The sequence below is a fragment of the Streptomyces sp. NPDC001594 genome (genome assembly GCF_042893675.1).
In the GTDB taxonomy this organism is placed as follows: Bacteria; Actinomycetota; Actinomycetes; order Streptomycetales; family Streptomycetaceae; genus Streptomyces.
Window position 1 is genome coordinate 161943 of record NZ_JBIAVB010000013.1, and the last position, 25121, is coordinate 187063.

Sequence of the window (25121 nt, forward strand, 5' to 3'; positions counted from 1 at the left end):
GTACTGACTGAACCGAAAGGAACGACATGCCCTTCAACGACACGTCCACGCTCGCCCTCTCCAACCGGTTCGTCGTCCACCTCGACGAAGGCGAGATCGACCTGGGCAGCTGGCACCAGTGCCAGGGGCTGGAGGTCACCTGGAAGATGGCCGACTACCGCGCCGGTGACGGTGGCAACGACCGCTGGTTCTTCCCCGGCTTCACCGAGTACCCCGCCATCAAGCTCACCCGGGCCGCGTGCAAGGACTCGACGAAGGTCCAGAAGTGGCTCTCCAACAACTCCTTCGGGAGCGCGGCGGGCACGCACACGGGGACGATCATCCTGATGGACCCCAACAACGCCGAGGTCATCCGCTGGGACCTGCAGGCCGTCCTCCCGATGAAGTGGGCCATCAGCGGCTTCGAAGCCGGTACGAGCAAGGTGGCGCTGGAGACCCTGGAGCTCCAGCACAACGGCTTCCTGACCGACGGCATCGTGACGACGTGCTGAACCTGTCGCCCACGACGCGGATGGGGCTGAACGCCCGCTTCCACGTCTCCGTCGACGGGATCCAGCTCGGCGGCTGGGCCAGCTGCAAGGGCCTGGCCGTGACCTTCGAGAACGAGGTCCTGCACGTCGGCGGCTCCTACCACGAGTCGCACGTGCTCCCCACCCGGATCACGTACTCCACCGTGACGCTGACCCGCGCCATCACCCCGGACGGCACGCAGGCCGTCCACAGCTGGCTGCGGCTGATGCAGGAGTCGTGGATCAACAGCAACGACGACGCCGACATCGGCGGCACGGCCACCATCAAGCTCATGGACACGTCCAGCACCCTGACCAAGCCGGTGTTCGAGTGGACCCTGCGCAGCGTCTACCCGAAGTCCTGGAAGGGCCCGGACATGGACGCCACCAACGCCAACGTCGCCCTGGAAACCCTCGAACTCATCCACCAGGGCTTCCTGTAGGCCCTGCCGCACCACCCGGGCACCCCGCCCGGTCGCACCACGACAAGAAGGAGGCCCGCGCGCCATGCCCGACTTCGGGAACACGTACGGCCCCGCGTTGCTGACGTGTACGCAGGCGCCGATGATCGGCGCCGTACCCTTCCAGCTGAACCCGGATTCGATCAGCATCTCGCGGGACGTCCGGGTCGGGAACACCCCCGGCAAGAAGGGCGGCAGCCAGGGCACCCAGTGCAAGCGGGCCGACCCGGCGAAGATCTCCCTCAGCGAGGTCACCATCCGCGGCATGGAGACCAAGCCCCTGTGCGACCAGCTGCTCAACTGGATGTCCCCGGGCAGCGGCTTCCTGGGGCAGAAGCTCGGTGTGGTGGTCGAGACCGTGACGGGCAAGAAGTACGAGCTCAGGAACCGGCTGCCCACGCTGACGTTCATGTGGGGGCCGCCCGGCATGGGGTTCATGTATTCGGTCATGCTGATCTCGGCCACCATCAAGTACGTCCGCTTCAACGCGGACGCGATCCCGGTGCGCGCCAAGGTCACCCTGCAGATGACCGAGCAGCCCAGCATCCTCGGCACCCTGCCCACCAACCCCACGTCCGGCGGCCTCCCCGACCGCGCCGCCCGGACCCTCATAGAGGGGGAGAACCTCCAGGCCGTCGCACTCGACGGCTACGGCAGCCCCCATGCCTGGCGGGACATCGCCCGGATCAACAACATCGAGGACCCGCTGCGGGTCAAGCCGGGACGGGCCCTGTATCTGCCCAATCCCCGGGAGCTCGAAGCGGAGGAGAGCCGGTGAGCCCCAGGATCCAGTCTTCCCTGCCGAAGGGCGGCGGCCGGGCGGGTTCCGGAGGCGGCGAGGCTTCGAGTCCGTTCACCATCCGGCCCGCCCTCCGCGCCGGCCGCGACCGCCCCGGCGACCTGCCGGAGGCCCTGACCGACCGGGTCGTCCGGGTGGTCGTGGACAGCCACCTCCACCTGCCCGACATGTTCGAGATCACCTTCCACGAACCGGACATCGCCGCCACCGCCGCCGACGAGCGCGCCCTCCAGCCGGGCTGCAAGGTGGAACTGCTGGCGGCCGCCACCGACGGCGGGGCGTCGGGCACGGTGCTGGTCACGGGCGAGATCACCTCCGTGGAGGCGGTGTGCCAGGACATGACCGTGCACACCGTCGTCCGCGGCTTCGACCCCAGCCACCGCCTGCACCGCGGCAGGTCCACCCGTACGTTCCTCAACTCCACCGACGGCCAGATCGCCCAGCAGGTCGCCGCCGACGCGGGGCTGCCGGTCGGGGACGTCGACATGAGCGGGACCCGGTACGCGCACGTGTCCCAGGTGGCCGAGACCGACTGGGAGTTCCTGCGCCGCCGGGCCCGGGCACGCGGCTGGGAGACCGGGGTACGGGACGGGAAGTTCCACTTCGGGCCGCCCTCCGGCAAGGCGGGCGGCCTGCTGTCCGGGGGCTCCTCCGGGCCGGTCACGCTGACCTTCGGCGACAACCTGCTGGCCTTCCGCCCCCGGCTGACCCCCTCCGGCCCGGCGCGCGAGGTCGAGGTACGGGCCTGGGACGCGCACAGCGGCAAGGCCGTCTCCTCCCGGGCGGACGTGCGCGACTCCCGCGACGGGCCGACCGGCGCCGCCGTGACCAGTACCTTCGACCACCCGTCGACCCCCTCCAACCAGCGCCGCGCCTCCAAGCCGGACCGGCTCGACGTGGTGACGGGCGCGACGGCCGTGGGGGCCGCCGCGGCCCAGGGGCTGGCGGAGCGGGCCAAGGGGCTGGCCACCCGGCTGGCCGGTGCGCGCGGCGAGGCCGAGGGCCGGCTGATGGGCCACCCGGGGGTGCGGGCGGGGGTGGAGGTCGAGGTGGACGGCGTACCGAAGGCCTTCGCGGGACGCTGGCGGGTCTCCCAGGCCCAGCACGTCTTCGGGGAACAGGAGGGCTACCGGACCCGGTTCACCGCCGGCGGCAGTGAGGACCGCTCCCTGTACGGCCTGGCCGCCGGCGCCTCGCGGCGGGAGCGTCCCGCGGTCGAGGGGGTGGTCTGCGCGGTGGTCAGCGACATCAACGACCCGACGGGCCGGGGCCGCGTCCGGCTGCACCTGCCCTGGCTGGCCGAGGACTACGAGTCGGACTGGGCCCGGGTGGCGCAGTTCAGCGGGGGCGACCGCGGCGGGGCCCTGTTCCTGCCCGGGGTGGGCGACGAGGTCCTCGTCGGCTTCGAACTCGGGGACCCGGAGCGCCCGGTGGTGCTGGGCAGCCTGGTCAACCCCCGCAGCAAGTACGTCGAGAAGGGGCTCGGCGGCCCGGCCCTGCAGAAGAAGGGCAAGACCGCCGAGGTGGCCCGGCGCGGCTTCGTCTCCGACACGGGCAACATGCTCGTGTTCACCGACGGGGGCGCGCAGGCCACATCCCAGGTCACCCTGGCCAACGCCCAGGGGAACATGGCCCTGGTCATCGACCAGCGCGCCCACTCGGTGACGCTGAAGTGCGACGCCGCGCCCTCGGGCCGGGACGGGCAGCGCAAGCTGACCGTCCAGTGCGACGGCGGGGCCGTCACGGTGGACGCGGGGGCGACCGGCACCGTCAGCGTCAAGGCGGGCGTGAAGGGACGCGTACTGGTCGAGGGGGGCGAGATCGCCGTGTCCGCCGACCGCAAGCTCTCCCTGACGAGCAAGGGGCAACTCGACATCAAGGGGACCGTCGTGAAGGTCAGCGGTACCCCGATCAAGCTGAACTGAAAGGCCCGAAGCCGCCATGCCACTCCCCTCCCTCCCCTCCGGCGGCCTGCCGGCCGACTTCGTCGGAGCCGGCTGGGCCTTCCCCGTGCGGACGGACGCACAGGGCCGCATCGCGCTCGCCCGGGGCACCCGCGAGATCGAACAGGCGATGTACCTGATCCTGTCCACGTACCCCGGCGAGCGGCCGATGCGGCCGCACTTCGGCTGCCGGCTGCGGGACTTCGTCTTCGGTGACACCAGCGGCCGGACCCGGGCCGAGATGGCCGGCGCGGTGCGCGAGGCCCTCCTGATGTGGGAGCCGCGCATCGACGTCCAGGACGTGGCCGTGACGGGGGACCCGGACCGGCCCTCACTGCTCCACATCGACGTGCAATACACCGTGAAGGCGACCAACGACTGGCGGAACCTGGTCTTCCCCTTCTATGTCATCCCCGAGGAGGGCGACTACTGATGTCCCTGCCGATCCCCCACCTGGACGACCGGCGCTTCCAGGACCTGGTCGACGACGCCAAGCGCATGGTGATGCGCCGCTGCCCCGAATGGACGGAGCACAACGTCTCCGACCCCGGCGTCACGCTGATCGAGACCTTCGCCTTCATGACGGACCAGCTGATCTACAGGGTCAACCAGGTCCCCGACCGGCTGTACCTGACGTTCCTGAAGATGATGGGCTTCGGGCTGTCCGCACCCACCGCGGCCCGGGCCGCGGTGACGTTCTGGCTCTCGGCGCCCGCCTCCGCCCCCGTGGTGCTGCCCCGGGGCACGAGCGCGGCGACCCGCGCGGGCGACGGGCTGGAGCCGGTCGTCTTCTCCACCGTCCACGAGCTGACCATGCCCGCCGCCCGGCTGGAGCACCTGCTGACCCTCGACTCCGCGCGCGGGGCCCTCGTACCGCGCGAGGAGCACCTGCGGCTCGACATCGACTTCGAGGCCTTCGGCGACGGCTGCCCCGAGCCCGGGGACGCCCTGCTGATCGGACTGAACGAGGTCGCCCCCCGCTGCATGGTGCGCCTGGACTTCGAGTGCGCCGTCCAGGGCATCGGCGTGGACCCCGACCGGCCGCCCCTGGCCTGGGAGGCCTGGGACGGGACCGCCTGGCAGGAGTGCGTGCTCCACGAGGACACCACCGGCGGCCTGAACCGGCCCGGCCGGGTGGTCCTGGGGCTCCCGGCGCGGCACGAGGCCAGCGTTCTGGAAGGCCGCAGCGCCGGCTGGCTGCGCGCCGTGGTCGTGCGGGCCGGCGAGGACGTGCCCGCGTACAGCTCCTCCCCGAAGATCACCGCGCTGAGCGCCGGTGTCGTGGGCGCCACCGCGGCCGCCGTGCACGCCGAGATCGTCGAGGGCGAGGTGCTGGGCACGGCGGAGGGCACGCCCGGCCAGCGGCTGTCCCTGGCCCGGCGCCCGGTCCTGCTCAACGTGTCCGAGCCCGTGCTGGAGACCAGCGGCAAGGACGGCTGGACGCGCTGGACCCGGGTGGACCACTTCGCCGACAGCGGTCCGCAGGACCGCCACTACCTCCTGGACCCGGCCTCGGGCACGGTCTGCTTCGGGCCGGTGCTGCGCGAGCCGGACGGTTCGGTGCGCCAGCTCGGCGCGGTGCCCGAGCGGGACGCCCAGGTGGTGATCCGCTCGTACGCGACCGGCGGCGGCCTGCGCGGCAACGTCGGCGCGGGCGCGATCGAGACCCTGACCTCGGCCGTCCCCTTCGTCACCGACGTCGAGAACATGGAACCCTCGTCCGGCGGGCTGGACGGCGAGGACCTCGCCGACCTCCGCGACCGCGCCCCGCTGCTGCTGCGCACCCGCGACCGCGCGGTGACCGCAGAGGACTACGAGGTCCTCGCCCGGCAGGCGGCCCCGGAGATCGCCCGCGTGCGCTGCCTGGCCGCGGGCGAACCCGACGTGCCGGCCGGGTCGGTGAAGCTCCTGGTCGTGCCCGCTCCCCCGGGCGGCACCCACATCCGCTTCGAGCACCTGGTGCCGCCCGAGACGGTCCTGGAGCGGATCGCCGCGCACCTGGAACCGAGGCGCCTGCTGGGCACGAACGTGCTCATCGAACCGCCGCTGTACCGGGCGGTGACGGTGATCGCCCGGGTCCGGGCCCGCCGGGGCGCCGATCCGGAACAGGTCCACGACGACGTCTCGGCGGCGCTGTACGGGTTCCTCGACCCCATCGAGGGCGGACCGGAGGGGACGGGCTGGCCCTTCGGCCGGCCGGTGCAGACCGGGGACCTGTACGCCCGGCTGCACGCCGTGGACGGGGTGGACCTGGTCGAGGAGTTGAAGCTGTACGGCGCGAACCCCGTGACGGGCGCGCACGGCGAGCCGACCGACCGGCTGGAACTGGACCCGTCCAGCCTGGTGTTCTCCTACGAGCACCACGTCCGGGTGGAGGAGCGGTCGTGAGGGGCACCGTCGAGGGGCTGGCCACGCCCTACCCGATCGGGGGGATGCTGCCGGCCGTGTTCCAGGAGGACGGGTTCGTCCAGCGGTTCACGGCGGGGCTGGACGACGTCGTGGCGCCGGTGATCTCCACGCTCGACTGCCTGGAGCACTACCTGGACCCGGCCCTGGCCCCGGAGGACTTCCTGCCGTGGCTGGCGGGATGGCTCGACGTCGACCTGGGCAACGCCCCGGACCCCGCGCGCCGCCGGCGGCTGCTGGTGGCCGCCGGGGACCTGTACCGGCGGCGGGGAACGGCGGCCGGGCTCCGCGACCACCTGTGGCTGATGTTCGGGGGGCGGGTGGAGGTCGAGGACGGCTCGGTGGTGAGCGTGCGGACGTCTCCCTCGGTGACGGGGGGCCTCGGCGGACGGGCGCTGCCGGCGTCCCCGCTGCTGACCGTACGGATCGCGCCGGAGGTGGCGGTGGACCGGGCGGTGGTGGAGCGGTTCGTGGCGGCCGCCAAGCCGGCCCACCTCCCCCACGTGGTGGAGGTCCTGCCGGGGTGATCGTCTGCCGTAAGTGCGGGTTCCACAACGAGGCGGGCGACGCGTTCTGCGGTTCCTGCGGGAGCTTTCTCGAATGGACCGGGCACAAGGTCGAACTCGACCTCGACGAGGAGAAGCGCGAGGAGATCAAGGCCGAGGCCGAGGCCGAGGCGAGTGCCCCCCGCACCCTGCTGGACCGCGCGCGGGCCCTGTACGTAGACGTGGGCAAGGCGGACCCGATCCCGGGCCGGACGGGCCCCGCCGGCATGGGCATGGGCAACGGCATGGGCGCAGGCCCCCCGGGCATGGGCGGCCGCCCCGGCCCACCGGGCATGGGCGGGGGGCCCGGCCGCCCCGGCCCGCCCGGCATGGGCGGCGCACCCGGCCGCCCCGGCCCGCCCGGCATGGGCGGCGCACCCGGCCGCCCCGGCCCCCCTGGCATGGCCTCAGGACCGGGCCGCCCCAGCCCGCCCGGCATGGGCGGGCCCCCCGGCATGGGCGGGCCCCCCGGCATGGGTGGCGCCCCCGGCCGCCCCGGCATGGGCGGCCCGCCCGGCATGGGCGCCGCACCCGACCGCCCGGGCCCGCCCGGCATGAGCCGGCCCCCCGGCATGGGCGGCGCACCCGGCCGCCCCAGCCCCCCTGGCCTGGGCGGGCCGCCGGGCGTGGGCGGAGGCCCTGCCCGCCCCGGGCCCCCGGGGATGGGCGGCATGGGCCGGCCCCCCGGCATCGGCAGCGACCCCGACCGCCCCCGGCCCCCCGGCATGGGCGGGCCGCCCGGCATGGGCGCCGCACCCGGCCGCCCGGGCCCGCCCGGCACGGGCCGGCCCCCGGGCATGGACAGCGGCCCCGACCGCCCCCTGCCTCCGGGCCTGGGCGGCGGCCCCGGCCGCCCCGGCCCGCCCGGCCTGGTCGGGCCGCTCGGCATGGGCAGCGACCCCGACCACCCCCGACCCCTCGGCATGGGCCGCCCGCCCGGCATGGACGGAGGCCCTGACCGCCCGGGCCCGCCCGGCATGGGCGGGCCTTCGCGGCGTGCTGCGGCAGCGGTTGACGCGCTCGCACCCCCTCCGCCCCCACCGCCACCACCCGCGCCCCGCGACGCGAGCGCCCCGAAGGCAGCGGCGTCCGGCGCCGGGGCGGATGCCGACGACTGGCTCGCGAAGGTCCTCGCCTCCGCCGACGACGAGGACGAGGACGACGAATGGCTCAAGGGCCTCCTCGACGCGGACGACGAGGACGCGGGCGAGGGCGACGCCAAGCCGGACCCGCTCAAGAAGAAGCCGACGGCCGACGACGCGGGCGCGGAAGGCGACGAGGAGGACGACGAGGACGAGGAGGACTGGCTCGCGAAGATCCTCGCCGCCGACGACGAGGACGAGGACGACGAATGGCTCAGGGGCCTCCTCGACGAGGACGACGACAAACCGGATCCCCTGAAGAAGAGCCCGGCCGTCACGGCCGATGACGACGAGGACGACGAGGAGACCCCCGGCACCCGCCCCGACGTCTCGCTCCGGAAGCCGAACGACCAGACCCCCCCACCCACCGAGCCGGAGGCAATGGCTCCGGCCGCCGCCCAGCCGCGCCCGCGCCCCGGCAGGCAGCGGCTGCCCACGCGGCGGGAGGTCGGCGACCTGCTCTGCCCCTCGTGCGGCCAGGGCAACGAGCCGTCCCGTTCCTTCTGCAACCGCTGCGGCGAGAAGCTCGCGCAGGAGCGGGTCGTCGGCGTGCGCTGGTGGAAGCGGTACCTCCCCAGGCGGACCGGCATGGTCCTGCCGGCGGGTGCCCGTCCCGGCCAGGAGGGCGTCAAGGACAAGCGCAAGATACCCACCCTCGGCTCCCTGGCCGGCCCGCTCCGGATGGTCGCCGGCGTCGTGGGGCTGACCGTCGCCGTCGTCTACGGCGTCCACGAGCCGTTCCGCCTGGCGGTCTGGAAGCGGATCGAGTCCGTGCAGAACGGCTTCAACGACATGGTCCACCCCCAGCTGACCCCCGTTCAGGCACTCAAGGTCACGGCCAGCCACCAGACCAAGGAGCACCCCGCCGACCAGGCCTTGGACCCCTACACGAACACCTTCTGGTCGTGGCCCGTCGGTTCGCATACGGTCTCGATCAAGATCGAACTGGCCGGCGCGACCACGATCGACGGGGCGAAGGTGCTCAACGGCACCGAGGAGCAGTTCCGCAACTACGCCCGGATCAAGCAGATGAAGGTCTCGTACTCCAACGGCAAGAGCCAGATGGTGGAACTGCGCGACAAGTTCAAGGCACAGGAGATCAAGCTGGACAGCGAAGGCGAGGTCACCACCGTCACGCTGGAAATCATCTCCTACCACTCGGCTCCGAAGGACAAGGAAGCGGCCTTGTCCGCGATCGAACTGCAGCAACAGACGGGCGGACTGGGCTGGTGATCGCCGGGCGGGCGGACGGCCGGACGGATTCCCCCCGCAGAACGGGCCGATCGGCGGACTGCCTTCGCCGAGACGGCGGCGCAGGCTGAAGGTCCGGGTATCCAGGGGGACCCGTTCCTCAACTGGCCTTTCGCCGGAGGCGACGTAGCGATATGACACACGTACTCATCATCGAACCCGACGTGTCGGTCCGTGTGAGGCTGGAGCACGCCCTGGGCGGCGTCGGGCACCGGGTGACCACCGCGGGGTGCGGTCGGGACGGGGTGCGGGCGGTCCGCCTCCAGCGTCCGGACGTGGTCGTGCTCGACCTCGACCTCGAAGACCTCGACGGTCTCGACGTCCTCAGGAAGCTGCACCGCACCTGCACCGCACCGGTCATCGCGGCCGTTCCGGCCCATGACGAGCGGCGCGCGGTGACGGCCCTGCGGACGGGGGCCGACGACTGCGTGGGCAAGCCGTTCAAACTGGCCATGCTCAGCGCCCGGGTCGACGCCTTGGCCCGCCGCTACCGCGTCGAACCCGCGATCCCCGTCCTGAAGGTGGGCGACCTCACCGTCGACGTCGCCGCGCACCAGGCGCGGCTGGACGGGCACCCCCTGCGGCTGCGGCCCCGGGAGTTCGAGCTGCTGGCCTACCTCGCCTCCCACCAGGGTCGCATCGTCACCAAGCGGGAGCTCGCGCGGGAGATCTGGCAGAGCACGTTCGGTTGCATGCGCACGGTCGACGTCCACCTGTCACTGCTGCGCAGGCGTTTGGGCGAGAGCGCGGCACAGCCGCGCTATCTGCACAGCCTGCGCGGCGTGGGAGTGAAGCTGCACGCGCCGACCGCCTGACCTCCGCGCGCGCCGCCGACTCCGTCCCCAGAGGAGCCCCCCATGCTTCCCGTGCCCCCCGTACCCGGCAGCGAGCCGGCCACGGCGCCCCACCCGCGCGCCCATGCCCCTGGCGTCCGCGCTTCGGCCGTGCTGGTCGTCGTGCCGGACCGGCTCGACCAGCCGGCCCGGCGTTTCCGCCGCCTGCTGGAAGCCCAGCTCAGGGAACTGGGCCTGCTCACCGGCGAGGACGGCCCGTGTCAACGCCGTGCCGAGGAGGCGCTGCTCGTCGCCGGCGAGCTGGTGGGGAACGCCGGCCGGCACTCGTCCGGCCCCACCCGCCTGGTCTCGCGCTGGCAGCCTGGGCCCCGCCGCCTGACCCTCTGCGTCTCCGACCCCTCCGCCGGAGCACCGCGCATCACGGCGGCGGACGCCCGAGGTGCGCACGGCGGGTACGGCCTCCTGATGGTCGAGATCCTCTGCGAGCACTGGACCACCGTCCCCGACCGCGAGTCCGGCAAGACGGTCCGGGCCACCCTCGACTTCCCGCCCCGCACCCCGCACCCCGCCCCCTTCCCGAACGAAGCCGACTGCCGACCGCGACCGAGGAACCCCCGATGACCCCACACGACTGCCGCCCCGCCGCCGGCGGACCCGAACCCCTCTCCCCGAACGGCCCCCAGCCGCCCCGGCCCCCCAACCGCCCCCGCAACCGAGGCGGCCTGCGGCTGGCGACGCTCGCCTCGGCGGTGGTGCTCGCCGCGGCGGTGGCCACGGCCTGCTCCCAGGGGGGTGCGAAGCCGGAGGCCGGTACGACTTCGGCTCCCTCGCAGTCGCAGGCGGGCTCCGCCTCCGTGCTGCCCGCCTCCGTGCCCGAGCGCATCGTCATACCGTCGATCGGTGTCGACGCCCGGCTGAACACGGTGGGGCTCCAGGCCGACGGCGAAATGCAGGCTCCCGCGTTCGACAAGCCCATGGACGCCGCCTGGTACCGCGAGGGTCCGACCCCCGGCGGGGCCGGTGCCGCGGCCATCGTCGGCCATCTCGACACCTCGACGACCCCGAAGGCGGTGTTCTTCAAGGTGCCCGACCTCAAGAAGGGCGCCGAGATCGACGTCAAGCGCGAGGACCACAGCACCGCCGTGTTCACGGTGGACGACGTCGAGACGTTCAAGAAGGACGCCTTCCCCACCCAGAAGGTCTACGGGGACACCCACGGCAAGGCGGAACTGCGGGTCATCACCTGCGGGGGCGACCTCACCCAGGACCGGCACTGGAACTCCAACGTGGTCGTCTTCGCCCACCTGACCGGCAAGGACTGACCGGCCCCCCGCCCGCCCGCGACGCGGAGCACGACCCGGACCCCGGGTCGCTCCGGTCGCTGCCCCCTGCCCGCCGCAGGCCGCCGAAGCCCTCCGGAACACGGTCCGCAGGGGTCCGGCTCACCCGGTGGATCATGCGGTTGGTGGGTGTGGGCGGGTACCCCGCCGTGCATCCTGGATCTTCCGTGCTCGCCCTCAGACCGCCGGACCGGTGAAAGGACACGATGTGCACGCCGCCGCCCACGACGAGCTCACCACGCAGTGCGCCTTTCTCGACGCCCGGCTCAGCGATCTGCTGGGCATGACCTCCGGCACGGAGGTCATGCCCGCGGTGCGGGCCCTGGCCGATTCCGTCCGCGGCCTCGTCCGCCAGGCCGACGACGCACGCGCGCGCGGGGACCGCGCCGACTACGACGCGGCGGCCGGCTGCCTGCACGCCGTCGCCGGCCAGTGGGCCGACCACCCCGACTACCGCCCGCCGGGGGCCGGCGGAGCCGGGTCACGGCCCTGAGCGCACGACCGGACGCCCCCCGGGCGGTTCTTCAGCACTCCGGCAGCAGGATGCCCAGCTCGCGCATGACGGGCGACGGCGGTCCCGCGGACCGCTGGGTCCTGCGGCCGGGCTTCCCGGGCACGAGGGTCCGCGGGTCGACCGCCTCGGACGGGCTGCTGAACGCGTAACTCCCGTCGGGCTGCTGGTCCCTGTCGTGCGGAAGCAGCCAGAACACCCGGCGCAGGAAGGTGCCCGAGGCCCGCGACGGCCTGGCGTCCGGTCCGAGGACCGCGTAGCCGACCATGCGGCCGTCCCGGTGGTAGGGCGGCTTCCCCTGACGGTTCGGCAGCCGTTCCAGGCTCTGGCGCACGTAGTCCAGGGCGCTGATGTCCTCCAGCCAGACAAGCCGGCACTCCTGCGCGATCTGGTGCGCCTCGATCAGGCCGCTCACGAGGTCACCTCCTGTTCGGGAGAGGCGAGCAGTCCGATCCCGGGATAGAACTTGCGCTGGTTGGACGTCAGCATCTGCTTGGGGCTGCTCATGCCGAGCGTCTCCCGTATGCGGGCCGCGAACGCCCGGGAGGTGACGGGGTTGGCGCCCTCCGCCAGGCACCACTTCCGGTAGGCCTGGTAGAGCATGGCCTGCTCGGCACGCAGCCCCGCCTCCAGCCGGCAGAGTTCGGTGAGGAAGCGTCCCATGTGGTCCTCCGTCTCGGCATAGGCGGTCGTGGCCAGGCGCACCCGGTCCGGTCCGGTCAAGTCCTTCTCCCCGGCGAGGTAGCGGCGGGCGCCGTCGATCAGCCAGTTGAGGATGGCCGGGCCCTCGTCCTGGACGAGGGAGTCGGCGAGGTTGTCCACCTTGCAGTGGTCGGCCACCACGCGCTCGAACGGGATCATGCGGATGCGCCGCCAGAACGCGAAGCCTCCGGTGCCCACTTCGGGGCGGTGGTTGCCGATCAGCCAGAGCTTGTGGGTGGGGGTGATGGCGAAGAAGTCCTGCCTCATCCGCCGGGCCTTGATCCGGTCGCCGCCGGTCAGCAGTTTCACCCGGGCCTCGTCGAAACGGTCGCCCGGCTTGAGCTCGCTGCACACGATGACCCTGCGGCCCTGGAGTTCGGCGAGTTCGGTGGGGTGCCCCTCGAACGGCTTGGCCATCAGGAACCCGGGCGGTGCGGCGTCCGCGTAGTCCCCGAGCAGCATCATCAGCACTTCCAGCAGCACGCTCTTGCCGTTCTTGCCCAAACCGTGGAGGAAGGGCATGACCTGCGCGCCGACGTCACCCGTGATCGAGTAGCCCAGCAGCAGCTGGAGGAAGTCGATCATCTCCGCGCCCTCGGCGTCCTCGCCGAAGGTGTCCCGCAGGAAGGACTCCCAGCGGACGGCGGGCACCGCCTCCGGGGCGACGCTGGTGGAGCGCGAGTGGTAGTCGCGGGCCGGGTCGGGGACGCTGACGCGGCCGGTGCGCAGGTCGACGACGCCTCCGGGGGTGCACAGCGCGTACGGCTCCGCGTCCATCCGGGCCGCGTTGAGCACCATGCCGGGGGCCGACTTGGCCTGCGTCAGCATCGCCTTCATCCCGGCGGTGGACAGGGCGCGGCGGCGGTTCTGGCGCAGGCCCGAAGCGCTGTGCACGCCGGCCGGGTCGTGCTCGGCGAGCTGCTCGGCCATCTCTCCGGCGGCCCAGACGACGGTGTCGTCCTCGTCGGCCTCCCAGCGGTATCCGGTCCACCGGTACCAGCCGAGTCCCGGGACGTGCCGGTACCGCCGTTCGTGCAGGGACACGAAAAGCTTGGCGTTGCCGCGGTCCGAGAGGCTGTCCGGCAGCAGGCCGCGCGCCGCCTGGACCGCGGCGGCCGGCTGCGGCTGCTGCGGAGTACTGGGGGGAAGACCGGTCGGCACGTGGCCCTCGGAAAGGATCCGCAGGGCAACGGCGACCGGATCGAACCCCGTCGGGGCGTCCGTCATGCGCGTCCTCCCGCGTGGAGGGGTCGGGTCCGGCCGGCCGCCAGGCCGCCGGCGATGATGCGGCGCGCCCGCTCCGTCTGTCCGGGACGGACCCGGGCGGCGGCCTCGGCCAGGGCGCGTTCCGCGACGTCGGGGTCGAGGCGTCCCGCGGCGACGAGTCCGCCCACCGTGTAGGCGGCCCGGTTGAGGCGCTCGGTGAAACCCGTTCCCGCCGGGGCGCTCGCGCAGGCGGCCAGGTCACCGAGGACACCGGCCAGCACGGGGACCGCCCCGTCACGACCGGCGTACCCGCTCTTGCGCCGGGAAGGGGCCGGGCGGCGGGCGGGTACCGTCACCGCCGCGGGGCGGCGTACGGGCGCGGCGGCGACCGCGTGTCCGGTCCGGGTGAGTTCCCCGGCGAGCCACTGCGGGAGCGGGGCCGGCTTCCGGCAGGAGCCGAGGGCCGTGTAGGCGCCGGTCCGGGTGACGGTGCCGGGCGCGACGATGTACCCGCCGTGGGCGCGTACGTCGACCTGCCAGGCCAGGGCCCGGCCGCGCCCCGACCCCACCGAGCAGAGCCAGCGCCGCTCCGGGGCCGTCCGGTACCAGACGTGGAGGCCGCCGGAGGGGGTCCGGACCCGCAGGGTGTGTTCGTCGAAGGCAGGGCTGCGCTCCCCGTGGAGGGCCGCGAGCACGGCGAGGCTGTGGAATCCGCTGGTCAGGCCGGTGAGGTCGAGGTCCGCGGGGATTCCGATGCCGGGCAGCAGACGCTCCCGCGCCGGCAGGGGACCGCCGTGGGCGTCGATGTCGATCACCACGAGCCCGGCCGGGCCGCAGGCCACCCCCACCCCGAAGCGGTCCTCGGACCACCAGCCGTCGATGCGCGCGCGGTCGGTGGTTGCGGCGTGGAAGCCGTGGCACCACCGGCCGGCGGCACGGCACGGGCACTCGGCGGGCGGGTGGCCGCCGCCACGGCAGGAAGCACAGTTGCGCGCCGGGGTCTTCGTCCCCCGGCTGAGGGGGTGTACGGGCCACCCCTGCGCCGCGCACCAGCGGGCGACGGCCCTGGGGGAACAACCGCTGACCCCGCGTTCCGAGACGGTCACCGGCCGGCCGGCTTCCACCCCGGAAGGGGCCCCCTGGCAGGGCGACTACGCGTGCGCAGCTCACGGCTCATCCGGCTTCTCTCCAGCGACTCAAGCGACCGACTAGGTGACACGCCACCACTCTGGCGCATCACCGCCCTGTCCCCGGGGGGCGATCGGGGGGTCCACGGGGTCGTCATCGGGGTCCGATCGTCCGACCCCGGACGGGACTTTGGTCCCGGAACGGCCGGCCTCCGCCCCGTGTCAGGACGAAGGCAGCAGCGCGGTCTTCCTGGGGGACCTGCGGGTGGGCTGACCGCGGCGGGCGCCGCCGCGGTCGGTCTCCGACTCTCCGCCCCAGAACCCCCACTCCTTGCCCGCGCGGGCGAAGGAACGGCAGTCCGCGCTGACGGGGCACCGCCGGCACATCGTCAGCGCGGTCTCGGCGGAGCCCTTCGCCCCGAGGGGGTTGAAGAAGAGCTCGTCGATGTCGACGCCGGGCTCGGCGCAGGGGAGTACCCCCACCTGATCGGTGCTGGGTACGAACAGGGGCACGGTGAAAGGAACAGGCATGGGTCCTCTCGTCTCCTCATCGTCGCTGTGGTGGGGGGGGGCTGCGCCGGGTGGAACACCGTGCGGCTCCCCACAGCCCAGCCTGCCGGCGCCCCTCGGTGGACGGGCACATCCGACCGGACCCCGAACCGGGGGAATTCGGGTGCCGCCGAGAATGCGGATCAGAGGATCGGAATGAGGGGGCGAGATTTCCGCTGCATTCACATCCCGATTACCGATCTTGTCATTTACGAAAAGAAGTCGCGGCACAGCGACCGAAGCGACTCATCTCCCCCACCTATGGCTCGGGGAGACCCAGTGCCGGGGGAAAAGGCCGCCATAGTTCGGATTCCCGGTCGCTTCGGTCGCTCGGACCCCTATCCGGGGCGCACCGCGCCGGTGTAGCCGCTTCCGGCGACGTCCCGCATCACGACGCCGACCCGGGGGTTCTGCGCACCGACGTACTTGCCGTCGCCGACGTAGACGGCCACATGGTGGGCGGCCCCCTTCTTGCCCCAGTACAGGATGTCCCCGGGCCTCAGCTCCCCCTTGACGTCGGGGTAGGCCTTCGACTGTTCCTGGGAGGTGCGCGGGACGGAGACGCCGATCGTCTTGTAGGCCGCCAGGACCAGACCGGAGCAGTCGAAGGCGTTGCCGGTGGAGGCCCCCCACACGTAGGCGGAGCCGACCTTGCTGCGGGCGAAGCCGGCGACGCCCGACAGCGACGAGCCCGGTGTCTGCGTCCCCACGCTGGGCTTCTTCGGTCCCGGCGCCCTGTTGCCGGCGGCCTTGTCCCTGGCTGCCTTCTCCTGCGCGGCCCCGGCCGCCAGGATGGCCCTCTCCCGGTCCGCCTTCTGCCTGGCGGCCTTCTGCTGTTCGAACCGCTGCCGCTCGTCCCGCAGGGCCGTCTGCTTGTCGGTCCTGGCCTCGGTCGCCGCGTCGCCGGCGGCGCGGTTCTGCCGGTCGTGGAGTTCGAGCCGTTGCGCCCAGTCGCGCAGGACGGCGGCGGTCTCGGCGGTCTCGGAGGTGCGGAGGTCCAGTTCGAGGGTGCTGGTGTCCGGCCGGGTGTCCTCGGCGGCGTTCGCCGGTGCCGCGGCCATGACGGTGCCGAGGACACCTGTCGCGATGCCGAGCTGAAGCGCGTTCTTGCCGGGGAGGGGCGGGGACGGCTTGCGGTGACGGGCCGTCCCCGCACGACGGGTGCGGGCTGCTGTGTGCTGGCTGTAAGGAGGCATGCGACAAGCCCTATCGGGCCGGCTCGGGCCACCACAACGCCCACGCGAAAGCCCGCCCCGTGGCTGTCCCGAAAGGGCAGCGGGGCGGGCCGTTTCCCCCGGTGCCCCAGGAACCCTCGCACAGCAGCAGCGAGTCGACGGTGCGGGCGACGAAGTCGAGGTCGCGCGTCGTCTGCGGTCGCCGCCACGGGGGTGGCGAGCTCCACCTGGCAGCGGGTGCCCTCGGCCTGGAACTGCGCGCTCGGCCCGCCGTAGACCGCGAGGGTCAGCTGCCCGGCACGGAGCACCGCCGGGGCTCCGTGTGCCGCAGCCTTCATCGGTCCGCACGAGGGCCCGGCCATCCCCTGATGAGGGGCGCACGGGAGGAAAGAAGGCACCGGTCGTAGACCCTTTTGGTTTCCCCTTCGCCACTCCTCCGGCAGGGGCCGGCCACGCACACTCCTGTAATGCCCCGCTCAGCGGTGCGGACATTCCCGGGCGAGCGGGTCATCGAAGGGAGACACCATGCACGCCGAAAGCGTTCCCGGCCGGCAGTATCCGTATCCGCACGGGGATACGGCCGCGCACCGGTCGGGTACTCCGCTCTACGACTCGCTGGTCCTCGAATGGCAGGGCCTGGACCGGTGCTCGCCCGAGTGCTGCCGCCCCGGTATGACGCCCGTCCACCATCTCGGCGGGGCGGGCTGGTTCCCGGGGTGAGGAGGCGGCTACTCCAGCAGCCCTCGGCGCATCGCCTCGGCCACGGCCGCCGCCCGGTCCGACACGCCGAGCTTCGTGTAGAGCCGCTGGGCATGGCTCTTGACCGTACTCGGAGCGAGGAAGAGCCGGCCGGCCACCGCCGGAATGCTCAGGCCCTCCGCGAACAGCTTGAGCACCTGCCGCTCCCGGTCGGTCAGCAGCGGGCCCTCGTCCTTGAGCCGCCCGCGGATCTCCCCGGCCAGTCCCCCGGCGAGCTCGGGGGGAATGACCGTTCCGCCGGCCGCGGCCTGGGCGACGGCTTCGACCAGTTGCGCGCGCGAGGCGTCTTTCAGGATGTATCCCGCCGCGCCCTCCTGGATGGCCTGGAACACCAGACTGCTGTCGTCGAAGGCGGTCAGCAGCAGCACGCGCGTCGGCAGCCGGTCACGTACCACTGCCCGGACCACGGCGATCCCGTCGAGGTCCGGCATGCGCACGTCCACGACGGCCACCTGCGGCCGGTGTTCGGCGATGGCTTCCAGCGCCTGCCGGCCGGTGTCGGCCTCGGCCAGCACCTCGATGCGACCGCTCAAGGTCAGGGCCCGACGGACACCTTCCCGGAACATCGGGTGGTCATCGGCCAGCACCACACTGATCAGTTTGTTGAGACCAGCCACTTGCCACCGCCTTTATCGTGCCGTCAACAATCCGGCCCCCACGGAAGACTAACCGCTGCGGGTCGCAAAGACCGTTACCGATGTTCACGATTCACGGGGGGTCGATGACGTGGGGTGACAATTTCTCCGCACCGGCCGCTCGCCGACCGTCGGTCGGCCTCCGAGGGACCCAAGCGACGCAAGCGACGCAGCCACACGATGACGCGAGCTGCTTTTCCTTTTCGCGCGGGGGGGGGGGGGAGGGCCCCGGGCTTCCGGTCGCTCCGGTCGCTCCGGTCCCTCCGGTCCCTCCGGTCCCGGAAGGGGGTCCCCGGCCACAGCGGCGTCAGGCGGCGAAGTCCCCGGTCCACCAGAAGCCCGAGCCGTTGAAGTAGGCGCCCAGGCCCATGCTGTGGAATCCGCAGTTCAGGATGTTCGCACGGGCTCCGGGCCGGGCCATCCACATGTTCATGAGGGCCTGCGGATCGGCTGGGCCGCGTGCGATGTTCTCGGCGGTCGCCGCGGGTGCGCCCGACCGGGCGGCCCGCACGACCAGAGGGGCTCCGTCAGGGCCCTGGTGGCCGAAGTACCCGTCAAGGGCCATGTCCTTGCTGTGCCCGGCGGCCAGTGCCGCGAGCGCGGGATCCACCGTCAGCGGCTCACAGCCGGCCTCCGCGCGGGCCTCGTCGACCAGCTTCGCCGCTGCCGCCGTGGCGGCGGAGGGCGTTCGCGGGATGCTCTCGCGGTGAGCGGCGTTCACGGGCCCGGGGCGTCCGGCAGACCGGGGCTTCCCCATCTCACCGGGCCCGTCCTCCCCACCCGGCCCGTCCTTCCCGGCCGCCGCACCATCCCCCACGCCTCCCGAGGGCTTCACCGGGCCCGAAGCGTCAGGGAAGGAGTCCAGCGGAACGACCGACAGCGCCGAGCCGGCCACCTCGCGCCGGGCGTCGTCGCCGCCGTCCGGTCCGACCGCGGCAACCGCGACCGCTCCCGCCACCAGAAGCGACGCGATACCGAGCACGGTGGCACGCCCGTACCGGGCGCGTCCGCGTGCCGCTCTGGGGGCTCCGTGCCGTCCCATGTGCCGCTCCTCCTGTCCTGCGGGGCTCGCACCCTGCGGCCCCCGGCCATCGTGCGGCCCGGCGCCCCCACGCGGGCATCCCCCGGGCAGCCCCCCGGACGGAGGACGCGGGCCGGTCCGCTCAGCGCTGCCCCGGCGGCCGGGCGCAGCACGCCCCTTGCCCCTCCTTCGCACTCCTTCAGGCGGCCCGCACCCGCTCCCCCGCCCCCAGGGAACCCCCGACCAGGACCGTCAGCTCCAGCGGCCGGCGCGCGTCGAAGGCGGCGAAGCGGAACGCCCAGGGCTCACTGCCGTACACCTCGGCCGTGAAACCGTTCGATCCGGGGACGCCCGTCACGGCCAGCACATTGGAGATCCCGTGGATCCGCAGGTCGATCCTCATGTCCGCGGGAACACCGGAACGCAGGGGGTCCGCCTTTCCCCTGACCGATCCCCTCCCTCGCGGCCGGATCAGCCGGGGCGCCTTGCGCACCATGTCCTGCCCCATGTACCAGGGGGTGATGGGGGCGCCGGACCGGTTGTGGATGACCACGTTCCAGCCGTCGGCGTTCAGACCCCAGTCGAACGGTGCGCCGCCGGGAGGGGGTGTCGTGTCACCGCTGCCGGCGCGGGCAGGAGGGGGAGCGAGTTCCGTGTAGATGAGCTCACCCATTGCCGCGAGCCGCGTCTCGATCATCCCTGGCCACCTCTTCTGCACGATGTCCGCCTCCGGCGGACGATCCGGTATTCAGGGCGACGGTGACACCGCCACCCGGCCCCGCGGAAGGCGCGCAGGGCGTTCCGGGCCGTTGTTCCTCCGTGAAAGGGTCCGACCGGGGGAGCGGAACGGGTTCCGCCGAGGGCAGCCGGGCCGTTCGGGCGCTTACGCCGTAAGCGCCCGGCCGCGTACTAACGTCGAAATCGGAAGAAACGCCTGTTATGGGACGTGGGAATCCGGCGTCGCGACAGTAAGCTGCCGCGCATGTCATCTCCTCCGCAGGGAGGTACGCGGGAGAAGCTCGTCTCCAAACTCCCCGCCGACCTCCAGTACGGGTTGAAGATCCGGGCGGCACAACTGGGCGTGGCCATGCAGGACGCGGTCGCCGCCGGGATCGAAACATGGCTCGGCCGCAGCGGGCCGCTCCCCCAGGTCGACACCGCCGGCGCGGAATCGTTCGGCACCTACCTCCCCGACGGCCTCTACGGCAGGCTCAAGGACGTCTGCCGGGAACGGGACGTCTCGTACATCCAGGGCCTGGCCCAGGCCGTGGCCCTGTGGCTGGCGGAACACCCCGCAGCCGCCTGCCCCGCCCGGCGGCTGGTGGTGTGCAACCAGAAGGGCGGGGTCGGGAAGACCGCCATCTCCTCCAGCCTCGCCCAGGCCCTGGCCGAGGACCCCCCGCAGAACCGTTCCCGCACGCCTGCCCGGAGCCGGGTGCACGCGGCGGCGACCGCCGCCGCCTCCGCGGTCGCGGGACAGCGGGTGCTGCTGGTCGACTTCGACCCGCAGGGCCACCTCTCCCACCAGCTGGGGTTCAAGGCGATCCCGGCGGGCGAGGAGAGCCTGATCACGCACATGCTCCACCGGGACCAGGCACGGCGCGACCTGCTCGAGCTGGCGCTGCCGGTGGACGGCCGGCGTTTCGGCGGCCGGCTGCGGATGCTGCCCGCCGCGTTCGACGCGTTCCTGCTCGACTCCGGTCTGACCATGTTCCGCGGACCCCGGCACGCCGCGCTGGAACGGGCGCTGGCCCCGCTGGAGGAGCACTTCGACGCGATCGTCATCGACTCGCCCCCGAGCCTCGGTCTCGCCATGGACTCGGCGCTCTACTACGCCCGGCACCGTGAGGAGGAGAAGCCCGGCTCCTCCGGCCTCGTCATCCCGGTGGAGGCCGAGGACACCTCGGCGCAGGCGTACGGGATGCTCATCCAGCAAACCGAGGCACTCGCCCGGGACTTCGACATCAGCATCGAGCAACTGGGCCTGGTGGTGAACAAGTTCGACCCCCGGCGCGGCTTCATCGCGACGTCCTCGCGGGACAAGTGGATCGCGCTCGGCACTCCCCCGGTGCTGTCGGTCGTCCACGACCTCAAGGAGCAGCGGGAGGCGGTCCGGATGCAGACGCCCTTGTTCGTGTACGCGCCCGAGTCCGAGCAGGCGCACCAGATGCGGGCGATCGCCCGGAAACTGAGGATCCCGTGAGCAAGGCCGAGAGGCTCGGTGGTTCCGCCACGTTCGACGCCGTGGCCCGGCCCATGAGCAGCCGTGCCGCGGCGTTCGCCCGGTTCAGCGGGCAGGACTCCCCCGCGTCGGCCGAGGTGCCGGCGCGGACCGGTGAGGGCTTGCGGCTTCGGGTGGCCACGCTGGCGCACAACCCGTACAACCCGCGCGAGGAGCTGACGGAGGTCGAGGAGCTCGCCGACAGCCTCGCCGCGCGCGGCCTCATCCAGCCCGTCACGGTGGTCAGCCGTGCGGCGTTCCTGGCCGCCCACCCGGGGCACGAGCCGAGCATCGGTGACGCCGCGTACGTGGTGGTGGACGGCAACCGCCGCCTGGCCGCCGCGAACACCGCGGGCCTGGACGACATTCCCGCCCACCTGGACGACACGCTCGCCAAGGACGCCGACACGCTGCTGGAGACCGCGCTGGTCGCCGCCGTCCAGCACAAGGACCTGGAGCCGGTCGAGCAGGCTCGGGCGCTCCAGCGGCTGGTGGAGAAGTACGGCTCGCAGCGGCAGGTCGCCAGGGCCCTGCACAAGTCGAGCGGCTGGGTCACCCAGCGGCTCGCCCTGTTGAACCTGACGCCGGACCTCCAGCGGGCCGTCGAGGACAGGACCCTGCCGGTGGAGGTGGCGCGCCGGATCGGCCGGCTGCCCCAGCAACAGCAGCACGCGGCGGTCGAGGAGGCGTTCGAAGCCCGTGCGCAGGCCCCGGGGAAGCGCCCGCGGCCGGAGGCGGCCGCTTACGCCGTAAGCACACCGTCCCCGCCGGAGGGGGAGGTGCCGTGGCGCGACGGGAACGCCGTGGCCGATCTCGTCTTCGAGAAGATGGACGAGGCCGGACGCACGGTCCTCCTGGAACGGCTCCTGGACGCCCACGGCACGGACTGAGGGCCGGGTCCCGGCAGGGACCGAGGGGACAGGGACCGAAAGGCGCAGGGACCGACCGAACAGGGACTGGAAGAACAGGGACCGAACCCGTGTCCGACAGGGGGCCGAACCCCGTTAAGGGGATGGGGGGACGGCGTCCACGGTTCGGTCCCTGGCGGTGACTCCCGGCGGTTCAGGGACCGAAGGGACGGCGCCACGCCCGGGGCCAGCGGGAACAAACCGGGAGACCAGCCCCAAAATCCCCCACCCGGGAGGGACTCAGGGACTCAAGGGACTGAGGTTCCAAAATAGTTGCAGCAGGGTGCGTTAGGCTGAGCCACCCCTGCGCTAGGCTCGCGGCATTGTGGATTTTCAGTCCCTTCAGTCCCTCGGTCACTGACGGGTCCTCCCGAACGGACGAGGTCAGGGACTGAACTGACGCAACCGAACCACCGACCGAGGAAAGAACGTGCCAGCCCACACCGTCAGTCCGCGAGGAGCCCTGAAGGCAGTCGGCGAGCAGCATGGGACAGCCCTCTGGTTCGCGGCGCGCGGCTACCCGGTCCATCCGCTCACACCGGGGGCGAAGACCCCCGCACCCAACTGCGCCCACTGCCGCGAGAACCGCCACCCGGCCGGGGAGTGCCCGTGCACCGGCCGGGGCGGCTGGTGCCACGGCTTCCACGCCGCCACCACCGACCCGGCCGTCATCACCCGGTGGTGGCGACAGGAACCCCGGTTCGGGGTCGGCGTCTCGTGCGGGCCGGCCGGGCTCGTGGTCATCGACGTCGACAACCACCCCGCCCCCGTGCCGGACCGTCAGCGCCTCCTGCCCGGAATCCACATCGACGCCCGGGTCGACCTGACCGGCCTGAGCAACGGCTATCACACCCTCGCCCTGCTCGCCGCCTACCGTTCCCGGCCCGACCCCGCACAGGACGCGGCGACCCTGCGGGTACGCACGCCGTCGGGCGGCCTGCACATCTGGTACCGCGCCCCGCTCGCCGGCCCCGCCTTCCGTTCCTCCAGCGGCTCCGGCTCCCGCGCCGCGCTCGCCTGGCAGGTCGACGTCCGGGCCACCGGCGGCTACATCGTGGCACCCACCACCCGCACCCCCCAGGGCACTTACCAGGCCCTCCCCGGGGCCCGCACGCCCGCCCCGCTGCCGCTGTGGCTCAACGCCGAGCTCACGCGCACCGGCCATGCCCGCCCGCCTCGGCCCGCCGCCACCCCGACCGTCCCTTCGACGCCCCCGGCCCGCACCCCCGCCCCCCTGCGGCGCGGCGACGACGCCCACCGCATCCTCGCGCCACTGCTGGGCGCCGTCCGGGACTGCGCCCGCACCCCCTCGGGCACCGCCTTCAGCGAGAAGCTCAACCGGGCGGCGTTCACCGCCGGCGGTCTCGCGGCCGGCGGCCACCTCACCGAAGCCGAATGCACCGGGCTCCTCACCGAGGCGGCCGACGCCGCCCGGCCCGCGCAGTCCCGCAGGAACCGGCTCGTCATCGAGTCCGCCCTCCGTGCCGGCAGCAACCGCCCGATCCACCCCAAGGGACGTTCATGAGCAGCGCAGGCAGCACCGGATTCGACGCGCGCGCCGCCGCCGAGCAACTCACCGCGTTCACCCCCGAACCGCCGGGCCCTCCCCAGCTCCCCGCCCAGCAGAGCGCCCTCGTGGCGGGATCACGCCCGGACGACTTCATCCAGGCGGGGCTGCTGACCAACCTCACCGACCGCGGCAACGCCAAACTCTTCGCACACCTGCACAGCGACCGGTTCCGCCATGTCGAGGGCCTGGGCTGGTACGTGTGGGACGAGTACCGGTGGAAGCGGACCGGCGGCGAGAAGGCGGCGATCTGGGCCGCCGGCGACATGGCCGAGGACATGCCCCTGCACGACCCCCGGGGCCTGTTCACCGACCGCGAGCTCGCCCAGCACCGCAAGCGCGCCATGTCGACCTCCGGGGTCAAGGCCTTGCTGTCCCAGGCCAAGGCCTCCCCGGAACTCGCCCTGGACCCCGACACCCTCGACGGCGACAAGTACGCCCTGTGCACCCCGGCCGGCGTCGTCGACCTGCGCACCGGCGCCCTCCGCAAGCCCGACCCGCGCCGTGACCTGCACTCGCGCGCGACCTACCTCGCCCCGGAGGCCAGTCCCACACCCCGCTTCGCCCGCTTCCTCACGGAGACCTTCGGCGACGACGACAAGGGCAAGGAGATGATCACGTTCGTGCATCTCCTGCTCGGCTACTCCATCACCGGCGACGTCGGCGGCCAGGTCCTGCCGTTCCTCTACGGCATCGGCGCCAACGGCAAGTCCGCCCTCATGGACATCGTCATCAAGATCCTCGGGGACTACGCGGACGTGGCGCCGCCCGGCTTCCTGATGGAGCGCGGCAAGTTCAACGAGCACTCCACGGAGCTGACCGAACTCCACGGCCGGCGCCTGTTCGTGTGCAGCGAGCTCAAGCCGCACGACAAGTTCGACGAGGCCCGCGTCAAGCTCCTGACCGGCGGCGACCGGCTCAAGGCCCGCCGCATGCGGCAGGACTACTTCAGCTTCGAGCCCACGCACAAGCTGTGGCTGCTCGGCAACCACCGCCCCGAGGTCGGCACCGGCGGCCACGCCTTCTGGCGCCGCATCCGCCTCATCCCGTTCGACAGGGTCGTCCCCGACCACCGCAAGATCGACAACCTGGCCGAGGAACTCGTCAGCCACGAGGGCCCCGGCATCCTCCACTGGATGGTCCAGGGCGCCATGGCCTACCTGGCGACCAAGCCCGTCCTCACCGGTCCCACCGTCGTGCGCACCGCCACCCAGGCCTACGCCACCACCGAGGACCACATCGGCCGCTTCCTCGCCGAATGCTGCACCACCGGGGACGGCGCCGACGAGCCGCGCGACCTCAAGGTCGAGCAGGGCGCCCTGTACCGGGCCTACAGCACCTGGTGCCAGGAGGGCGAGGGCCTGCGCCCCGCCACCACCCGCGCCTTCGCCACCCGCATCCGCGCCGAGGTCGGCATCTCCTCGCCCGGCGAGATGCTCCGCTCCAACGGTCAGAAGTTCTACCCCGGCCTCGCCCTGCTCGCCGACGATGCCGGATGAGGCCGCCGCCCGGGCCTACTGTCCGCGACCGCGTCCTGCCACCTACCATGG

The 25121-nt window shown here is 72.9% G+C and carries 25 protein-coding genes; 17 read left to right on the plus strand and 8 right to left on the minus strand.

Annotated elements, in window-relative coordinates; all coding sequences use genetic code 11:
* The first annotated feature begins 26 nt into the window (after positions 1-26).
* The 12 genes from ACFY0O_RS25370 to ACFY0O_RS25425 all read left to right on the plus strand — a co-directional run bounded on the left by ACFY0O_RS25370 (position 27) and on the right by ACFY0O_RS25425 (position 11683).
* Positions 27-491 (plus strand): phage tail protein, encoded by a 465-nt coding sequence (locus ACFY0O_RS25370; protein WP_388950355.1) that lies wholly within the window; start codon positions 27-29, stop codon positions 489-491.
* On the plus strand, positions 485-952 hold the full coding sequence (locus ACFY0O_RS25375; RefSeq protein ID WP_388950357.1) for a phage tail protein: 468 nt from the start codon (positions 485-487) through the stop codon (positions 950-952). The genes ACFY0O_RS25370 and ACFY0O_RS25375 overlap by 7 nt, the downstream gene beginning before the upstream one ends.
* A 64-nt stretch (positions 953-1016) precedes the next feature.
* On the plus strand, positions 1017-1748 hold the full coding sequence (locus ACFY0O_RS25380) for a hypothetical protein (RefSeq protein ID WP_388950360.1): 732 nt from the start codon (positions 1017-1019) through the stop codon (positions 1746-1748).
* Positions 1745-3694 carry a VgrG-related protein gene (locus ACFY0O_RS25385; protein WP_388950361.1) on the plus strand — a complete coding sequence of 650 codons (1950 nt, stop codon included), beginning with the start codon at positions 1745-1747 and terminating at the stop codon, positions 3692-3694. The genes ACFY0O_RS25380 and ACFY0O_RS25385 overlap by 4 nt, the downstream gene beginning before the upstream one ends.
* Before the next feature lie 16 nt (positions 3695-3710).
* On the plus strand, positions 3711-4145 hold the full coding sequence (locus tag ACFY0O_RS25390; protein ID WP_388950364.1) for a GPW/gp25 family protein: 435 nt from the start codon (positions 3711-3713) through the stop codon (positions 4143-4145).
* Positions 4145-6100, plus strand: coding sequence for a putative baseplate assembly protein (locus ACFY0O_RS25395; RefSeq protein WP_388950366.1), 1956 nt, complete (start codon positions 4145-4147; stop codon positions 6098-6100). The genes ACFY0O_RS25390 and ACFY0O_RS25395 overlap by 1 nt, the downstream gene beginning before the upstream one ends.
* Positions 6097-6645, plus strand: a complete 549-nt coding sequence (locus ACFY0O_RS25400) for a phage tail protein (RefSeq protein WP_388950369.1) — start codon at positions 6097-6099, stop codon at positions 6643-6645. The genes ACFY0O_RS25395 and ACFY0O_RS25400 overlap by 4 nt, the downstream gene beginning before the upstream one ends.
* Entirely contained in the window at positions 6642-9038 is a 2397-nt protein-coding gene (locus ACFY0O_RS25405; RefSeq protein WP_388950371.1) for an NADase-type glycan-binding domain-containing protein, read from the plus strand. Before ACFY0O_RS25400 ends, ACFY0O_RS25405 begins: the two co-directional genes overlap by 4 nt.
* A 152-nt stretch (positions 9039-9190) precedes the next feature.
* A complete protein-coding gene (locus tag ACFY0O_RS25410) occupies positions 9191-9871 on the plus strand; it encodes a response regulator transcription factor (protein WP_388950373.1) in 681 nt (226 codons plus the stop codon).
* A gap of 42 nt (positions 9872-9913) precedes the next feature.
* Complete coding sequence (locus ACFY0O_RS25415) at positions 9914-10471, plus strand: ATP-binding protein (protein WP_388950375.1); 558 nt, start codon at positions 9914-9916, stop codon at positions 10469-10471.
* Positions 10468-11172, plus strand: coding sequence for a class F sortase (locus tag ACFY0O_RS25420; protein WP_388950377.1), 705 nt, complete (start codon positions 10468-10470; stop codon positions 11170-11172). Before ACFY0O_RS25415 ends, ACFY0O_RS25420 begins: the two co-directional genes overlap by 4 nt.
* A 226-nt stretch (positions 11173-11398) precedes the next feature.
* Positions 11399-11683 (plus strand): hypothetical protein, encoded by a 285-nt coding sequence (locus tag ACFY0O_RS25425; RefSeq protein ID WP_388950378.1) that lies wholly within the window; start codon positions 11399-11401, stop codon positions 11681-11683.
* 31 nt (positions 11684-11714) lie between these two features.
* Here the strand turns inward: ACFY0O_RS25425 and ACFY0O_RS25430 are convergent, their stop codons facing one another.
* The 5 genes from ACFY0O_RS25430 to ACFY0O_RS25450 all read right to left on the minus strand — a co-directional run bounded on the left by ACFY0O_RS25430 (position 11715) and on the right by ACFY0O_RS25450 (position 16481).
* Entirely contained in the window at positions 11715-12116 is a 402-nt protein-coding gene (locus ACFY0O_RS25430) for a DUF6009 family protein (protein ID WP_388950380.1), read from the minus strand.
* Positions 12113-13630 (minus strand): phage/plasmid primase, P4 family, encoded by a 1518-nt coding sequence (locus ACFY0O_RS25435; RefSeq protein WP_388950382.1) that lies wholly within the window; start codon positions 13628-13630, stop codon positions 12113-12115. Before ACFY0O_RS25435 ends, ACFY0O_RS25430 begins: the two co-directional genes overlap by 4 nt.
* Positions 13627-14715: a bifunctional DNA primase/polymerase gene (locus tag ACFY0O_RS25440; protein WP_388950385.1), complete on the minus strand. Its 1089-nt coding sequence runs from the start codon at positions 14713-14715 to the stop codon at positions 13627-13629. The genes ACFY0O_RS25435 and ACFY0O_RS25440 overlap by 4 nt, the downstream gene beginning before the upstream one ends.
* Positions 14716-14958: 243 nt before the next feature.
* Positions 14959-15267: a WhiB family transcriptional regulator gene (locus ACFY0O_RS25445; protein WP_388950387.1), complete on the minus strand. Its 309-nt coding sequence runs from the start codon at positions 15265-15267 to the stop codon at positions 14959-14961.
* Positions 15268-15623: 356 nt separating this feature from the next.
* Positions 15624-16481 carry a C40 family peptidase gene (locus ACFY0O_RS25450; protein WP_388950389.1) on the minus strand — a complete coding sequence of 286 codons (858 nt, stop codon included), beginning with the start codon at positions 16479-16481 and terminating at the stop codon, positions 15624-15626.
* Positions 16482-16985: 504 nt separating this feature from the next.
* Here ACFY0O_RS25450 and ACFY0O_RS25455 point away from each other — a divergent pair.
* Complete coding sequence (locus ACFY0O_RS25455; RefSeq protein WP_388950392.1) at positions 16986-17180, plus strand: hypothetical protein; 195 nt, start codon at positions 16986-16988, stop codon at positions 17178-17180.
* Between the two features lie 8 nt (positions 17181-17188).
* Here the strand turns inward: ACFY0O_RS25455 and ACFY0O_RS25460 are convergent, their stop codons facing one another.
* The 3 genes from ACFY0O_RS25460 to ACFY0O_RS25470 all read right to left on the minus strand — a co-directional run bounded on the left by ACFY0O_RS25460 (position 17189) and on the right by ACFY0O_RS25470 (position 19572).
* Positions 17189-17836, minus strand: a complete 648-nt coding sequence (locus tag ACFY0O_RS25460; protein WP_388950393.1) for a response regulator — start codon at positions 17834-17836, stop codon at positions 17189-17191.
* A gap of 325 nt (positions 17837-18161) precedes the next feature.
* On the minus strand, positions 18162-18575 hold the full coding sequence (locus ACFY0O_RS25465; protein WP_388950396.1) for a CAP domain-containing protein: 414 nt from the start codon (positions 18573-18575) through the stop codon (positions 18162-18164).
* 499 nt (positions 18576-19074) lie between these two features.
* Complete coding sequence (locus ACFY0O_RS25470) at positions 19075-19572, minus strand: hypothetical protein (RefSeq protein ID WP_388950398.1); 498 nt, start codon at positions 19570-19572, stop codon at positions 19075-19077.
* Positions 19573-19857: 285 nt separating this feature from the next.
* Between ACFY0O_RS25470 and ACFY0O_RS25475 the strand changes: the two genes are divergently transcribed.
* From ACFY0O_RS25475 to ACFY0O_RS25490, 4 genes are all read left to right on the plus strand, one after another.
* On the plus strand, positions 19858-21078 hold the full coding sequence (locus ACFY0O_RS25475; RefSeq protein ID WP_388950400.1) for a ParA family protein: 1221 nt from the start codon (positions 19858-19860) through the stop codon (positions 21076-21078).
* Positions 21075-21986, plus strand: coding sequence for a ParB/RepB/Spo0J family partition protein (locus ACFY0O_RS25480; RefSeq protein ID WP_388950403.1), 912 nt, complete (start codon positions 21075-21077; stop codon positions 21984-21986). The genes ACFY0O_RS25475 and ACFY0O_RS25480 overlap by 4 nt, the downstream gene beginning before the upstream one ends.
* A gap of 481 nt (positions 21987-22467) precedes the next feature.
* Positions 22468-23529, plus strand: coding sequence for a bifunctional DNA primase/polymerase (locus ACFY0O_RS25485; RefSeq protein ID WP_388950636.1), 1062 nt, complete (start codon positions 22468-22470; stop codon positions 23527-23529).
* Complete coding sequence (locus ACFY0O_RS25490) at positions 23526-25070, plus strand: phage/plasmid primase, P4 family (RefSeq protein WP_388950406.1); 1545 nt, start codon at positions 23526-23528, stop codon at positions 25068-25070. Before ACFY0O_RS25485 ends, ACFY0O_RS25490 begins: the two co-directional genes overlap by 4 nt.
* Positions 25071-25121 lie beyond the last annotated feature (51 nt).

Bases quoted from the DNA above. Each gene is read 5' to 3' on its own strand.
- ACFY0O_RS25420 (WP_388950377.1), top strand. From the start codon at position 10,468: ATGACCCCACACGACTGCCGCCCCGCCGCCGGCGGACCCGAACCCCTC.
- ACFY0O_RS25435 (WP_388950382.1), bottom strand. From the start codon at position 13,630: ATGACGGACGCCCCGACGGGGTTCGATCCGGTCGCCGTTGCCCTGCGG.
- ACFY0O_RS25490 (WP_388950406.1), top strand. From the start codon at position 23,526: ATGAGCAGCGCAGGCAGCACCGGATTCGACGCGCGCGCCGCCGCCGAG.
- ACFY0O_RS25410 (WP_388950373.1), top strand. From the start codon at position 9,191: ATGACACACGTACTCATCATCGAACCCGACGTGTCGGTCCGTGTGAGG.
- ACFY0O_RS25380 (WP_388950360.1), top strand. From the start codon at position 1,017: ATGCCCGACTTCGGGAACACGTACGGCCCCGCGTTGCTGACGTGTACG.
- ACFY0O_RS25445 (WP_388950387.1), bottom strand. From the start codon at position 15,267: ATGCCTGTTCCTTTCACCGTGCCCCTGTTCGTACCCAGCACCGATCAG.
- ACFY0O_RS25415 (WP_388950375.1), top strand. From the start codon at position 9,914: ATGCTTCCCGTGCCCCCCGTACCCGGCAGCGAGCCGGCCACGGCGCCC.
- ACFY0O_RS25455 (WP_388950392.1), top strand. From the start codon at position 16,986: ATGCACGCCGAAAGCGTTCCCGGCCGGCAGTATCCGTATCCGCACGGG.
- ACFY0O_RS25470 (WP_388950398.1), bottom strand. From the start codon at position 19,572: ATGATCGAGACGCGGCTCGCGGCAATGGGTGAGCTCATCTACACGGAA.
- ACFY0O_RS25450 (WP_388950389.1), bottom strand. From the start codon at position 16,481: ATGCCTCCTTACAGCCAGCACACAGCAGCCCGCACCCGTCGTGCGGGG.
- ACFY0O_RS25475 (WP_388950400.1), top strand. From the start codon at position 19,858: ATGTCATCTCCTCCGCAGGGAGGTACGCGGGAGAAGCTCGTCTCCAAA.
- ACFY0O_RS25370 (WP_388950355.1), top strand. From the start codon at position 27: ATGCCCTTCAACGACACGTCCACGCTCGCCCTCTCCAACCGGTTCGTC.
- ACFY0O_RS25395 (WP_388950366.1), top strand. From the start codon at position 4,145: ATGTCCCTGCCGATCCCCCACCTGGACGACCGGCGCTTCCAGGACCTG.
- ACFY0O_RS25390 (WP_388950364.1), top strand. From the start codon at position 3,711: ATGCCACTCCCCTCCCTCCCCTCCGGCGGCCTGCCGGCCGACTTCGTC.